Source organism: Arthrobacter sp. Dra40 (genome assembly GCF_059091905.1).
Genome location: NZ_JBNHHB010000150.1, coordinates 1 through 12655 on the forward strand (window position 1 = coordinate 1; position 12655 = coordinate 12655).

At 66.7% G+C, this 12655-nt stretch carries 14 protein-coding genes; 3 read left to right on the plus strand and 11 right to left on the minus strand.

Features of this window, described 5'->3' with window-relative positions:
- The 4 genes from AC5RWT_RS28275 to AC5RWT_RS28290 form a co-directional block, all read right to left on the minus strand.
- Positions 1-301: ATP-binding cassette domain-containing protein (locus AC5RWT_RS28275; RefSeq protein ID WP_494083088.1), on the minus strand; the 301-nt coding region annotated here is incomplete at its 3' end.
- Positions 298-1110, minus strand: coding sequence for an ABC transporter permease (locus AC5RWT_RS28280; protein ID WP_494083089.1), 813 nt, complete (start codon positions 1108-1110; stop codon positions 298-300). The genes AC5RWT_RS28280 and AC5RWT_RS28275, both read right to left, overlap by 4 nt.
- A 73-nt stretch (positions 1111-1183) precedes the next feature.
- Positions 1184-1984, minus strand: a complete 801-nt coding sequence (modA, locus tag AC5RWT_RS28285) for a molybdate ABC transporter substrate-binding protein (protein WP_494083090.1) — start codon at positions 1982-1984, stop codon at positions 1184-1186.
- A gap of 1 nt (position 1985) precedes the next feature.
- On the minus strand, positions 1986-2390 hold the full coding sequence (locus AC5RWT_RS28290) for a TOBE domain-containing protein (protein WP_494083091.1): 405 nt from the start codon (positions 2388-2390) through the stop codon (positions 1986-1988).
- Between the two features lie 136 nt (positions 2391-2526).
- On the opposite strand from AC5RWT_RS28290, the gene moaA reads away from it, so the two are divergent.
- On the plus strand, positions 2527-3630 hold the full coding sequence (gene moaA / locus AC5RWT_RS28295; RefSeq protein ID WP_493968101.1) for a GTP 3',8-cyclase MoaA: 1104 nt from the start codon (positions 2527-2529) through the stop codon (positions 3628-3630).
- Positions 3631-3981 carry a MoaD/ThiS family protein gene (locus tag AC5RWT_RS28300; protein ID WP_494083092.1) on the plus strand — a complete coding sequence of 117 codons (351 nt, stop codon included), beginning with the start codon at positions 3631-3633 and terminating at the stop codon, positions 3979-3981.
- Between the two features lie 81 nt (positions 3982-4062).
- Here the strand turns inward: AC5RWT_RS28300 and AC5RWT_RS28305 are convergent, their stop codons facing one another.
- The 7 genes from AC5RWT_RS28305 to truB form a co-directional block, all read right to left on the minus strand.
- A complete protein-coding gene (locus AC5RWT_RS28305; RefSeq protein ID WP_494083093.1) occupies positions 4063-5436 on the minus strand; it encodes a M16 family metallopeptidase in 1374 nt (457 codons plus the stop codon).
- A 2-nt stretch (positions 5437-5438) separates the two neighbouring features.
- A complete protein-coding gene (locus AC5RWT_RS28310) occupies positions 5439-7691 on the minus strand; it encodes a polyribonucleotide nucleotidyltransferase (RefSeq protein WP_494083098.1) in 2253 nt (750 codons plus the stop codon).
- A 317-nt stretch (positions 7692-8008) separates the two neighbouring features.
- The gene (rpsO, locus tag AC5RWT_RS28315; protein WP_493968104.1) at positions 8009-8278 is read right to left on the minus strand and encodes a 30S ribosomal protein S15; all 270 of its coding nucleotides are present in this window, start codon (positions 8276-8278) and stop codon (positions 8009-8011) included.
- Between the two features lie 160 nt (positions 8279-8438).
- On the minus strand, positions 8439-9410 hold the full coding sequence (locus AC5RWT_RS28320; RefSeq protein WP_493968105.1) for a bifunctional riboflavin kinase/FAD synthetase: 972 nt from the start codon (positions 9408-9410) through the stop codon (positions 8439-8441).
- A gap of 61 nt (positions 9411-9471) precedes the next feature.
- Positions 9472-9945 (minus strand): hypothetical protein, encoded by a 474-nt coding sequence (locus AC5RWT_RS28325; RefSeq protein ID WP_494083094.1) that lies wholly within the window; start codon positions 9943-9945, stop codon positions 9472-9474.
- Entirely contained in the window at positions 9942-10316 is a 375-nt protein-coding gene (locus AC5RWT_RS28330) for a hypothetical protein (RefSeq protein ID WP_494083095.1), read from the minus strand. The genes AC5RWT_RS28325 and AC5RWT_RS28330 overlap by 4 nt, the downstream gene beginning before the upstream one ends.
- Positions 10313-11221, minus strand: a complete 909-nt coding sequence (gene truB / locus AC5RWT_RS28335; protein WP_494083096.1) for a tRNA pseudouridine(55) synthase TruB — start codon at positions 11219-11221, stop codon at positions 10313-10315. Before truB ends, AC5RWT_RS28330 begins: the two co-directional genes overlap by 4 nt.
- 236 nt (positions 11222-11457) lie before the next feature.
- On the opposite strand from truB, the gene AC5RWT_RS28340 reads away from it, so the two are divergent.
- Positions 11458-12591 carry a ScyD/ScyE family protein gene (locus tag AC5RWT_RS28340; RefSeq protein WP_494083097.1) on the plus strand — a complete coding sequence of 378 codons (1134 nt, stop codon included), beginning with the start codon at positions 11458-11460 and terminating at the stop codon, positions 12589-12591.
- The last annotated feature ends 64 nt before the right edge of the window (positions 12592-12655 follow it).

Here is a 12655-nt window from a genome sequence, read left to right on the forward strand (position 1 = left end):
AGGCGACATTGCCCTCGACACTCAGATGCGGAAACAGCAGCGGCTCCTGGGCCAGCAGGCCGACGGCCCGGGCATGGGCCGGCACCCAGCAGTCCGGCAGCGGCTGGCCGGCGCTGAACAGCACCTGACCATCCAGTTCAGCGCGGCCCCAGGCAGGGCGCAGCAGCCCGGCGGCCACCTTCAGCAGGGTGGACTTGCCGGCACCGTTGGGGCCGAGCACGGCGACGGTTTCTCCGCCGGCAACCTGGAAGTCCGCCTCGAAGCCGCGGGAGGGAATCTTCGCCGTCAGTTCCAGGCTCACCGGACGCCCGTCGCCAGGGCCAGGCCGGACCGCCGGTGGACCAGCATCACCACGACGACGGCGACCGCCACCAGCACCAGCGACAACGCCACCGCGGCGTCGGCATCGGTCTCCCGCTGCAAGTAGATCTCCAGCGGCAGGGTGCGCGTGACCCCCTCCAGGCTGCCGGCAAAGGTCAGCGTGGCTCCGAACTCGCCCAGGCACCGGGCAAAGGACAAAATTGCCCCGGAGAGCAGCCCTGGCAGCACCAGCGGCAGCGTCACCGTGCGCAGGACCCTGGTCGGCCGGGCGCCCAGAGTCGCTGCGACCGCTTCGTACCTGGTGCCCGCAGTGCGCAGCGCCCCTTCCAGGCTCAGGACCAGAAAGGGCAGCGCCACGAATGATTGCGCGAGCACCACGGCTGTGGTGGAGAAGGCTAGCTCGAGCCCGACCGCTTCGAAGGTTCCGCCGAGCAGTCCGCGGCGCCCGAAGGTGTACAGCAGGGCAAGGCCGCCGACGACGGGCGGCAGGACCAGGGGCAGGAGCACCAGCGAACGGACGATGTGCTGGCCCGGGAAGCTGGCGCGTGCCAGCACCAGCGCCAACGGTATGCCCAGCACGATGCACAGCGCTGTACTGGCCGCAGCGGTGCGCAGGCTCAGCCCCAGCGCGGCCAGCGACGCCTCGGAGGTGACGAGGCGCGGAAACTGGAGCCAATCAACGCGGGCGGCCATGCCGGCCAGCGGCAGGATCACGAAAACAGCACCCGCTGCCGCCACTGGGTACACCCAGTACGGCACCGGGGCGCGCACCGCCGTCGTTGTCTTCATGCTCTCCCGCTTGTGTGGTTGGTTGTCAGCCGAGTGGTACGCACCGTCGTCGTGCACTGTGGCAGGGCGGCGGTCAGGGTGGTCCGAATCCTGCCGCTGCCAGCGCCTGCCGGCCCGCTGTCCCGGTGACGAACGTGATGAAGGCTTCAGCGGCCCGCGGGTTATCCGCGCGCTTCAGCCGGACGATTGGGTACGAATTGACCGCCTGGCCGGCTTCGGGGACCGTGATGCCCCGGACGTCGCCGCCGGCAGCCTGCACATCGGTTGCGTAGACCAGTCCCGCATCGGCCTGGCCGGAGAGCACCTTGCCCAACACATCGGTGACCGATTGCTCTTCGCTCACCGCCGGGATACGGACACCGGCGGCGCGCTGGAGGGTGCCGGCGGCGGCACCGCAAGGTACCTGGGGTGCGCACAGCACCGTTTTCACGCCGGAATCGGCCAGGTCGTGCAGCGACGCTACGCCGGCCTCGTTCCGGGCCTGCACCACAATCTGCAGCACGTTGGTGGCGAAGTTGGCCGGCGGGCCGGCGTTCAGCCCCTCGCCGGCAATCTGGTCCATGGTCGCCCGGTCGGCGGAGGCGAAAACGTCCGCCGGGGCGCCCGCAAGAATCTGGCTGGCCAGGTCGGAAGAGCCCGCAATACTCAGCCGCACGTCCACGCCGGGGTGGTCGCGTTCAAACTCTTCGGCCAGACCGGAAAAGACGGAGTGCAGCGACGCCGCCGCGAAGACGGTGACCGTTCCGTGCAGCCCCCGGCTGTCCGCGCCGCCGGAAACCGCTTGCCCTGGCGGCCCTCCCGCCGCGCACGCGCTGCCTGCCAGAACCCCGGCGGCCACCAGCCCCGCGGCAGCCAGGCGCCGCCAACCGGGCATTTCAGCTCGCTCCCGCGGCCGTCTCAACCACGACCATGGTCGCCTTGACCGCCGCCACGGCCACCGAACCGGGTGTGATTCCCAGCTCCCGCACCGCCTCGGCGCTCATTAACGACACCACGCGGTGCGGACCGCACTGCATCTCCACCTGCGCCATGACCGTGTCCTGCCGGACATCCGTCACGATTCCCACGAAGCGGTTGCGGGCAGAGCTGCCGATCCCGGTGGGGTCCTGGGGAAGCGCGGATTGCTCCCGGGCGAGGGCAGCGAGCTCCGCGCCGTCCACCGTCGCGCGGCCGGAAGCATCCTGGTGTCTGGCCAAGGCTCCGGCGTCTATCCAGCGCCGCACCGTGTCGTCACTGACCCCGAGGAAGCGGGCCGCATCGGAGATGCGTATCTGCGTCATAAATCGCAGTATAGATCCGCAAATGCGGAACCGGACAGTCCCCCGCCGCTGTAGTGCTCATCCCAGGACCGCAACCGTGCTTGCCGGGGACCTGGTGTGGCCTGCAACCGGTGGCCTCCCCGGGTACCCTCAAGGTATGAGCGTTGATCTGGGGATGCCGCAGATTCCCGGCGCGGCTGCGCCCGCTGCAGCTCCTGCGCGCCCCGTGGATGCCGGTTCCTCGCTGGTGGATCGTTTTGGCCGGGTGGCTACCGACCTGCGGATTTCGCTGACCGACAAGTGCAATCTTCGCTGCACCTATTGCATGCCCGCGGAAGGCCTGGACTGGCTGGCCAAGGAACAGGTCCTAAGCGATGACGAGGTGGTCCGGCTGGTTCGGATCGCGGTCGAGCAGCTGGGTGTGCGGGAACTGCGCTTGACCGGCGGCGAACCCCTGGTCCGTGCAGGGCTGGTAAAAATCATCGCTGCGGTCCGGAGCAACCACCCGGACCTGCCGGTGTCACTGACCACCAATGCCCTTGGCCTGGAGAAAAAGGCAGCCGCGTTGAAGGCAGCCGGCCTGACGCGGATCAATGTCTCCCTCGACTCGCTGCATCACGAGACGTTCGCCCGGCTGACCCGCCGGCCTGTGCTGGACCGGGTGCTCGCCGGTATCGAAGCCGCCGACGCCGCCGGCCTGGGCCTGCTGAAGATCAACGCCGTGCTGATGCGCGGCATCAACGATGCAGAAGCGCCGGCGCTGCTGGACTGGGCCGTGGACCGCGGCTACGAGCTGAGGTTCATCGAGCAGATGCCGCTGGACGCCGACCATGGCTGGACCCGGCAGAACATGCTGTCGGCCGCTGACATCCGCGCCCTGCTCGAACCGGAATTCCTGCTCACCCCCGATCCGCGCGAACGCGACGGGGCCCCGGCGGAACGGTGGGAGGTGCGGCGGCGGAGCTCACCGGAGCTTCTCGCCGGTACCGTGGGGATCATTGCCTCGGTCACGGAGCCGTTCTGCGCCGATTGCCGGCGCACCAGGGTCACGGCCGAAGGCAAGGTGCGTTCCTGCCTGTTCTCGCACGAGGAAACGGACCTGCTGGCCTTGCTGCGCTCCGGTGCGGACGATGCGGCAGTGGCGGAACGTTGGCGGGCGGCCATGTGGGGCAAACCCAAGGCCCACGGGATGGACCATGCGGGTTTGGGCGGCACGGACTTTGTCCAGCCGGACCGGACCATGAGTGCGATAGGCGGATAGATGATCGTCCGGTATTTCGGCGCGGCCCAGGCCGCGGCGGGCGTCGAGGAAGAAACTCTGGACCTGCCCGAGGGCACCACATTGGAAGCGGTGTTGCGCAACGTTGTTGCGCGCCACAGTCCGGTGCCGGCGGAGGAGCGGGTGCTGGCCGGCACCGTGTCCGGGGCCGCACCCTCGGCTTCGGCCGGGGCACCCGGCACGGCCGCTTCCGCCGCAACGGCCGCTCCCTCGATGGCGTCTGTCATCGCCCGGAGCACTTTCCTGCGCAACGAGGTGGCGTGCAGAGACCGGCAGACGCCGCTGGCGCCGGACGATGTGATTGACATCCTGCCGCCCTTTGCCGGCGGCTGAGTACCAGCCGGAACCGCGCTTCGGGCCCAGGCCGGGGTTGGCCAGCAGCCCGGAACAGCGCTGCTGCGCTCCGGGCTGTATCTAGCGTGAGAAGTCGGCTGCTGAGTCGAAGGGGCCGACGACGGTGACCACTCTGGGGGCTGCGGCCAGTTCCGCGGCCAGTTCCTGGACCTGCCCGGCGGTAACCGCCTCAATCCGGGCCAGCGATTCGTCAATGTCCAGGAATTCCCCCGACACCAGTTCAGCGCGTCCCAACCGCGACATCCGCGAACCGCTGTCTTCCAAGGCCATCACGATGCCGCCGGACAGTTGGCCGACGGCGCGGCGAAGCTCGTCGGCGGAGATGCCGTCGGCGGCCAGCCGGTCCAGTTCGGCACCCAGCAGGTCGATGACCTGGCCGGTTTTGGCCGGCGAACACCCGGCGTACATGCCGAAGTAGCCTGCGTCGGCATACGCGCCGGAGAAGGAGTAGGTGGCGTAGGCGAGGCCGCGCTTTTCGCGGATTTCCTGGAAGAGCCGGGAAGACATGCCGCCGCCCAGCACCGCGTTCAACACGCTCATCACAAAGCGGCGCTCGTCGGTGGCGTTGATGGACGGGCAGCCCATGACGATGTTCGCCTGCTCTACCGGACGGCGATGCACGTAGATGCCGGCGGCAGGGCTGATGGCCGCCGCGGCGGTCTCCCTGCGCGGCACCGGAACCGCGCCGGCCTTGAGGTGCCAGCCGGCAGATTCGAGCGCGGCGAGCACCTGCGTGCACACGGCGTCGTGGTCCAGCCCGCCCGCGGCTGTCACCACCAGCTCGTCGGGCCGGTAGTAGCGCTGATAATGGGCCCACACCGATTCCCGGCCGACCGCCTTGATCGCCTCCGGAGTCCCGCCGATGGGCCGGCCCAGCGGATGCCCGCCGAGCACCGCCTCCACGAATTTTTCGTGGCACACGTCGGCAGGATCGTCATTGTCCATGGCGATCTCTTCGAGGATGACCCCGCGTTCCTGCTCAAGCTCCTGCGGATCCAGGACAGCAGAAGTAATCATGTCTGCGATGACGTCGATGGCCATCGGCAGGTCCGAGTCCAGGACCCGGGCGTAGTAGCACGTGCTTTCCTTGGCCGTGGCGGCATTGGATTCACCGCCGACCTCGTCGAACGCCGCCGCGATGTCCAGGGCGGTCCGGCGCTTGGTGCCTTTGAAGAGCAGATGCTCCAGGAAGTGGGTCGAGCCGTGTTGGCCCGCGGCTTCATCCCGCGAGCCAACACCGACCCAGAACCCGATCGTCGCCGACCGCTGGCCGGGCATTGCTTCGGTCAGCACCCGCACGCCTCCGGGCAGCACCGAGCGGCGCACAATGGCACCGCCCGGTTCGCCGTGGATCAGCGTGGGGTCCGACCCGCCGAGCTCGGTAGCATCGGCATGCTGCATGCTGCCGGCCAGCGGCAGGGCGACAACGGTCATCTTTATTCGGCCGCAGCCTCTTCGGCCACAACCTCGTCGGCTGCAGCCTCGTCGGCCACCACCGGAGCCAAGGACAGCTTGCCGCGATCGTCGATCTTGGTGATCTCGACCTGGACCTTCTGGCCCACCGACACGACGTCGTCGACATTGTCGACACGCTTGCCGCCGGCCAGCTTGCGCAGCTCGGAGATGTGCAGCAATCCATCCTTGCCCGGAGTCAGCGACACGAAGGCACCGAAGGTGGTGGTCTTCACGACCGTGCCCAGGTACCGCTCGCCGACCTCGGGGATCTGCGGGTTGGCGATGGCGTTGACGGCCGCGCGGGCGGCTTCGGCGGCAGCACCGTCGGTCGCACCGATCAGCACGGTCCCGTCGTCCTCGATGGAGATGTCCGCGCCGGTGTCTTCCTGGATCTGGTTAATCATCTTGCCCTTGGGGCCGATGACCTCGCCGATCTTGTCCACCGGAATCTTGACCGAGATGATCCGCGGGGCGTACTCGCTCATTTCGTCCGGCTGGTCGATCGCAGCGTTGATCACGCCGAGGATGTGCAGGCGCGCCTCGCGCGCCTGCTTCAGCGCGGCGGCCAACACGGAGGCGGGAATGCCGTCGAGCTTGGTGTCCAGCTGGATGGCCGTGACGAATTCCGCGGTACCGGCGACCTTGAAGTCCATGTCGCCCATGGCATCCTCGGCGCCCAGGATGTCGGTGAGCGCCGCGTAGCGGGTCTCGCCGTCGACCTGGTCGGAAACCAGGCCCATGGCGATGCCGGCCACCGGAGCCTTCAGCGGCACACCGGCGTTGAGAAGGGACAGCGTGGAAGCGCAGACCGACCCCATCGAGGTGGAGCCGTTGGAGCTCAGCGCCTCCGAGACCTGGCGGATGGCGTACGGGAACTCTTCACGCGACGGCAGTACCGGCACCAGGGCGCGCTCGGCCAGCGCGCCGTGGCCGATTTCGCGGCGCTTGGGCGAGCCCACGCGGCCCGTCTCACCGGTGGAGTAAGGCGGGAAGTTGTAGTTGTGCATGTAGCGCTTGCGCGTCACCGGCGACAGCGAATCGATCTGCTGTTCCATCTTCAGCATGTTCAGCGTGGTGACGCCCAGGATCTGGGTTTCGCCGCGCTCGAAGATGGCCGAGCCGTGGACGCGCGGAAGAACCTCGACCTCGGCGGTCAGCTTGCGGATGTCGCTCAGCCCGCGGCCGTCGATGCGCACCTGCTCGGTGAGGATGCGCTGGCGGACAACCTTTTTGGTCACGGCGTTGAAGGCTGCGGAGATTTCCTTCTCGCGGCCGGCGAATTCCGCCGTCTCGGTGCCGGCCAGCTGCCCCAGGACCTCGGCCTTGAAGGCGTCGGCGGCTTCGTTGCGCTGCTGCTTGTCCGCGATCGAGAAGATCTCGGTCAGCTTGGCGGCTGCGGCGGACTCAACGGCGGCGAAGGAATCGTCCTCGTAGTCCTTGAAGATCGGGAACTCGACGGTCGGCTTGGCGGCGCGGGCAGCCAGGTCGGACTGGGCCTCGCACAGTGCACGGATGAACGGCTTCGACGCCTCCAGTCCTTCGGCCACGACCTCTTCGGTAGGCGCGGGCGCGCCCTCTTCCTTGATCAGGTTCCAGGCGTTGTCGGTAGCCTCAGCCTCGACCATCATGATGGCGATGTCGTTGCCATCTGCACCGCCGCCAATGCGGCCGGCCACCACCATGCTGAACACGGCGCGCTCCAGTTCGGAGTGCTTCGGGAAGGCCACCCACTGGCCGTCCACCAACGCCACGCGGACACCGCCGATCGGACCGGAGAACGGCAGGCCGCTCAGCTGGGTGGACATGGAGGAAGCGTTGATGGCCACCACGTCGTACAGGACGTCCGGGTTGATTGCCAGCACGGTCACCACGATCTGGACCTCGTTGCGCAGCCCCTTCACGAAGGCAGGACGCAGCGGGCGGTCCATCAGGCGGCAGGCGAGGATCGCTTCGGTGGACGGGCGTCCTTCGCGGCGGAAGAACGAACCCGGGATGCGGCCGGCGGCGTACATGCGCTCTTCCACATCGACGGTGAGCGGGAAGAAGTCAAAGCCTTCGCGCGGGGACTTGCCGGCTGTGGTGGCAGAGAGCAGTGCGGTGTCTTCGTCGATGTAGACCATCGCCGAGCCTGCGGCCTGCTGCGCCACGCGGCCGGTTTCAAACCGGACCACGCGCTGGCCGAACCGGCCGTTGTCAATAACCGCTTCTGCGTACTGAATTTCGGGACCCTCCAAGAGAGCCACCTCCGTTTCTTCGAGTGTGCGGAGGCTGCCGGTATCTGCCCAGATCTGCGAGGCCGCTTCACGGCCTGCCTGCCTGTACGCCACCCGGTCTTCGATCGAGACCTACGGGCCGGCCCTGTGGGCGTCCCGGAAGCCACTACCGAGGACCGCGAATGCCGCGATACCGAAAGTCTCCAGTTGATGTAGTTGTCCGGCCGCCGGTTCCCCGCCGGCCGTGGTCCTGGCGCACCAGTATCCCGGTGCGGTAGGAAAAGGCGGCTCTTCTGTTCCCTTGGTGCAGTGAACGGAAGAGCCGCCTCCATCACTTGCTAGCGGCGCAGGCCGAGGCGCTCGATGAGCGAACGGTAGCGCGTGATGTCGGTGTCACGCAGGTAGGTGAGCATGCGACGACGACGGCCGACCAGGGCCATCAGGCCGCGGCGGGTGTGGTGGTCGTGCTTGTGCATCTTCAGGTGTTCCGTCAGGTCGGAGATACGACGGGACAGAACAGCAATCTGTACCTCGGGAGAACCCGTGTCGCCCTCGTGCGTGGCGTATTCCTTGATGATTTCCTGCTTGAGAGCGGCGTCCAATGCCACAGTAACTCCTAGAAGTTGTGCCGTGAGGCCCGTGTCAGCACTTCGCTGCCGGGGGCTCCATACTGACCGCCGGCCGCCAGAGGCTGCCGGACGCAGAGCACGGAGGGATACAGCCGCCACAGACCGCAGCCGTATCCACCGCAAGTTTACCGTTGCAGACTCAGTCTGTCGAAAGCAGGCTTCGGGTACGCACCACATCATCGCGCATTTGGGCAATCAGCGCCTCCGGGCCGGTGTAGGCGACCATGCCGCGCAACCGCTCGACAAATTCGACCACTACTTCCTGGCCGTAGAGATTAAAGTCGTCGGTGCTCTCCTGCGGCCGATCGATCACGTGCGCCTCGACCCGGCGGCTGGCCCCCTCGAATGTCGGATTGGATCCGACCGAGATGGCAGCCGGCCACCTGGTACCGGCCTGGTCCACCAGCCAGCCGGCATAGACGCCGTCACCGGGGACCATGCCCGTTGAATGCTTGGAAAGGTTGGCAGTGGGAAAGCCGAGTTCACGGCCGCGGGCATCGCCGTGCACCACTTCACCGCGCATCCGGTGGGTCCGTCCAAGCACCTCCGCGGCCGTAGCGACATCGCCGGCAGCCAGTGCCTCGCGCACCCACGACGACGAGCACCGCCGGACGCTGCCCGTGCCGTGGTCGGCGTCGGTTTCGTATTCGTCCACGACTTCAACCGTGAAGCCGAACTGGCGGCCGAGCTCCTGCATTGTGGTCACGTCACCGGCGTTGTTCTTGCCGAACCGTGTGTCGTGGCCAATGACCACGGCTGTTGCTCCGAGAGTCTCCACGAAGACCTTGCGGACAAATTCCTCAGGAGTTTCCCCGGCGAGTTCCAGGGTGTAGGCCATCATCAGCAGGCCGTCCAGGCCACTGGCCTCCAGGGCTTCGACCCGGTCCTGAAGTCCCATGATCAGCTGCGGGGCAGCGTCGGGCCGGTGAACCTGGGCAGGATGCGGATCGAAGGAGATCGCCACGGCCTGTGTCCCGTGGGAGGAAGCGGTCTCCACCAGGCGTCGCAGTACTTGTTGGTGGCCCCGGTGGACGCCGTCGAAGTTTCCCAGTGTCACCACTGACGGACCGTAGCCGCGGGGTACGTCGGCCAGGTCTTTCCAGTAGTGCACAGTAAACTCCTCGTCGGTTCGGCCTTGAGCGGGCGCGGCTTCGGCGCCGGGACCCCTTCCATTATGGACGATCTTCGGCAGGCTTCCGGTTCGCCCCCGGGCGGTGCTGCCGGAGCCACCAGAGTCCGATGACCGGCAGCGCCAGGGGAACGTAGCCATAGCCTTGGCCGAAGCCGGACCAAACGGTGTCCTGGGGAAGAAGTTCCGGATCCAGCAGGCTCAGCAGTCCTACGGCCACGACACCGACCAATTCAACGCTCACGGCAGCGACGGACAGCCAGTAGGACCGGGTGCCGGACCTGGCGAGCGTGATGGTGGCCAGGACGTACACGACTGCCGCGAAGGCTGAGAGCAGGTACGCCACCGGCGCTTCATGGAACTTGGTAGCTATCTGGTAGCCGGCGCGGGCAGTAGCGGAGAGCGCAAAGACCCCGTAGACCGCAACCAGCAAGCGGCCGAAACCGGTGGCCCGGCCGCTGACGGCCGTCTTCCCGCCGGCGTCGGCGGCCCGATGTTCCTCTTGGCCGGGTTTCACGCGGCGACTGCTCCGTCCCAAATCTGCTCCATCCTCACCAGCATCACGAATACGGTGATTCCTGCTGCACCCAGCACCAGGTTGCTCCACCGGCTGCGATCCATGATGGACCACCAAAAGGCCGCTACCGGCACCAGCAATGCCGTGATCAGGTAGCCCCAGAATTCCCACGCCTCCCCGGACACTGCTTCGCCGGAGGCTTGTCTGATGATACCGGCCACGCCGTAGACCAGCAGAAACAATTCCACGGCGGCCACCGTGAGAATGGTGACATCGTTTGGCCCGTGCTTCAGGATTGCTGCAACCACGCAGACGATGGCAGACAGCAAGGTGACCACCGCGCCGGCGATGAAAAAACCGTCAACGATCACTTGGCGGACGCCTCGCTTCCCGGTGCGAACACCAGCAGGGGCTTCGCTTGCGAATCGGTGTCTTCCAGCAGTGCCACCAGGGCCCCGTCCGGGGCAAACGCCGCCGTCGCCCCGCGCACTCCCCCGGCGGGGATCCGCCGGCCGTGCGAAACGTCGTCGGCTTCCGCGCCGCTGAGCTCGCGGACCGGGAAAAGTACCCTGGCGGCGTCATCCAAGCCGGTTATCTGCAGGTCTTCGGCCAGCTGCTCCAGGGTAGCGGCGTCTTCGATCCGGAAGGGACCCACCCGGGTCCGTCGCAGGGCCGTCAGGTGTCCGCCGACGCCCAGCCGCTGTCCCAGATCGCGGGCCAGCGCACGGATGTATGTGCCGGACGAACATTCGACCGTGACGTCCACATCTTGGACTTTCCCCCCGCGCTCGCGCCGGACGCCGTGGATCTCGAATCTTTCAATGGTGACGGGCCGGGCCGGAAGCGACACCTCCTGGCCGGAGCGGACGCGCGCATAGGAGCGCTGCCCGTTGACCTTGATGGCCGACACGCTGCTGGGCACCTGCTGGATGTCTCCGGTGAGCGCGGCGACGCCCGCCCTAATCTGCTGTTCCGTCACGGCTGCGGCGATGGTTTCTGCTGTGATATCGCCCTCGGCGTCGTCAGTGACCGTTGACTGGCCCAGCCTGATGGTCGCGTCGTAGGTTTTGGTGGCACCGACAATGTAGGTCAGCAGACGGGTAGCTTTGTTGACGCCGATCACCAGCACTCCCGTGGCCATGGGATCCAGTGTTCCCGCATGGCCGACCTTTCGGGTTCCGGCCAGGCGGCGCATCCGGCCGACGACGTCGTGGCTGGTCCACCCCTGCGGCTTGTCAACGAGTATCAGTCCGGATCGGAGCAGGCCAGAAGTCACGCCTTTCAGTATATGGCGTCCCGGGTGCAGCGCGGGCTGGGGATTAAAGCATGAATCGTTGACAGCCTCTGTGGGCTGCAATACTTTGAGCTAATCGCGTGCCGTCCATGCGGCTCCAGGGGAATTCAGCAGGGCCGACGGCACAGTCGCCTCTTGGCATCACTTAGCCCTTTTCCAGACATTCCTCACCACCTGCGAGACATCCGACGTGCCCCGCGGCTTCCAGGAGCTCCACCGTGAAAAAGAAATCCCTCTATCTCGCCCTTCCACTGGTGTTTGGCCTAACGCTCGGCACCGGATTGGCACCGGCATCCGCAACGGCCGACACCGAGAGCGCCCAGGCTCCCGCCGCCACAGAGCTTGCCCACGGACTGATGTCCCCGCTCAGCCTTGCTGCCGGGCGGCATGGCCTGTACGTGACCCAGAATTTTGCCGGCATCCTGAACAAGGTGCCGTCGCGCGGCAATCCGAAAGTTGTCTACAAGTCCGGCGGTCCCGAGGTAGGATCCGTATCCCTCTACAAGGACACCATCTACTTCTCTGAAGGCACGGGCGCAGGCGGAATGGACGGACTGCCGAACGTGCAGTGGATCAAGTCCTTGGACGCCCGCCACCACAAGGCCACGCCGAAGAAGATAGCCGACGTTGCCCGCTATGAGGCCAAACGGAATCCGGACGGCAACATCACCTACGGTTTCAGGCATGTCAAGGATCAAAAGTGCCTGGACCGGGTCCCGAAAACGATTCCGGCCAAATACAAGGGACTCGTCGACTCCCATGCCTACGCCACGGCCGTTGACCGGCACTACATCTACGTGGCCGACGCCGGGGCCAACGCGATCCTGAAGATCAACAAGCACACCAAGCGGGTCAGCACCGTCGCGGTACTGCCGCCGGCAGCCTTCCGGGTCACCGCGTCCGTGGCCAAGGGCATGCACTTGCCGCGCTGTGTGGTGGGCAAGAAGTATTATCTGGAGTCCGTCCCCACGGATGTGGAGTTCGGCCCGCACGGCTGGCTGTACGTTACCTCGCTGCCGGGCGGACCCGAGGATGAGAGCCTGGGAGCGCTGGGCCGCGTGTTCAAGGTCCATTCCCGTACCGGCAAGGTCGTAGAGTTGGCCGACGGGTTTTCCGGCGCCACCAACCTGGCCGTCGGCTCCCGCGGGGACATCTACGTGGCCGAGATGTTCGGCAACGAGATCTCCGTCCTGAAGAAGGGGCACCACACGGCACGGCACTTCTACAAGGCGACTGCCCCGGGTGCTTTGGAGATCCGCGGCGACCGCCTTTACGCCACGACGCATGCCTTGCCTGACTTCTCAGGGAAGACCGCGCCCGACGGCCGGGTGATCAGGATCAACCTGCACTGAGCCGAAGCTTCACCTACCAGAACAGAAAAACGGGGGGCCACCTGCTGCACGCAGCAGGTGGCCC

What these genes read in the sequence shown, in the direction of transcription:
- modA (WP_494083090.1), bottom strand. Translation starts at nt 1,984, where the DNA reads ATGCCCGGTTGGCGGCGCCTGGCTGCCGCGGGGCTGGTGGCCGCCGGG.
- AC5RWT_RS28290 (WP_494083091.1), bottom strand. Translation starts at nt 2,390, where the DNA reads ATGACGCAGATACGCATCTCCGATGCGGCCCGCTTCCTCGGGGTCAGT.
- AC5RWT_RS28305 (WP_494083093.1), bottom strand. Translation starts at nt 5,436, where the DNA reads ATGACCGTTGTCGCCCTGCCGCTGGCCGGCAGCATGCAGCATGCCGAT.
- AC5RWT_RS28280 (WP_494083089.1), bottom strand. Translation starts at nt 1,110, where the DNA reads ATGAAGACAACGACGGCGGTGCGCGCCCCGGTGCCGTACTGGGTGTAC.
- AC5RWT_RS28300 (WP_494083092.1), top strand. Translation starts at nt 3,631, where the DNA reads ATGATCGTCCGGTATTTCGGCGCGGCCCAGGCCGCGGCGGGCGTCGAG.
- moaA (WP_493968101.1), top strand. Translation starts at nt 2,527, where the DNA reads ATGAGCGTTGATCTGGGGATGCCGCAGATTCCCGGCGCGGCTGCGCCC.